Source organism: uncultured Streptomyces sp. (assembly GCF_947488945.1).
GTDB lineage: Bacteria > Actinomycetota > Actinomycetes > Streptomycetales > Streptomycetaceae > Streptomyces.
Map to the genome: position 1 here is coordinate 1 of NZ_CANLBS010000097.1, position 360 is coordinate 360.

The 360-nt window shown below is 71.7% G+C and carries 1 pseudogene; it reads left to right on the forward strand.

Features of this window, described 5'->3' with window-relative positions:
• Nucleotides 1-360, forward strand: a pseudogene (locus Q0994_RS33975) (hypothetical protein); the annotation flags it as partial.

The following is a 360-nucleotide window of genomic DNA, read 5'->3' on the forward strand; positions in this document are numbered from 1 at the left end:
CGGTTCCTCGCCGACACCACCGGAACAGGGCGCGCGGACATCGTCGGGCTGAAACCCGCGAAGGGCGCGGTGACCTCTTCCGGCCGAGGGGACGGGACCTTCGACGACGAGGAACGGGTTCTGCACCCGCCCGCGTCCTCCGCGAGCCCCAAGGATCTATGGACCCTGGCCGACCTCACGGGTGAGAGCCGTCCCAGTGTTGTCGTGCTTGCCGCGGAAGGTGTCCGGGTGTCCGCCCAGGACGAGGGCGGCGCGTTCACGCCCGCGGGCGGTGAACCGGTCCTGAAGGCGTTCGGCCACGGCCCGCAGGCCGGCAGCTGGCTCACCGACAAGCACCCCCGCTTCCTCGCCGACACCACC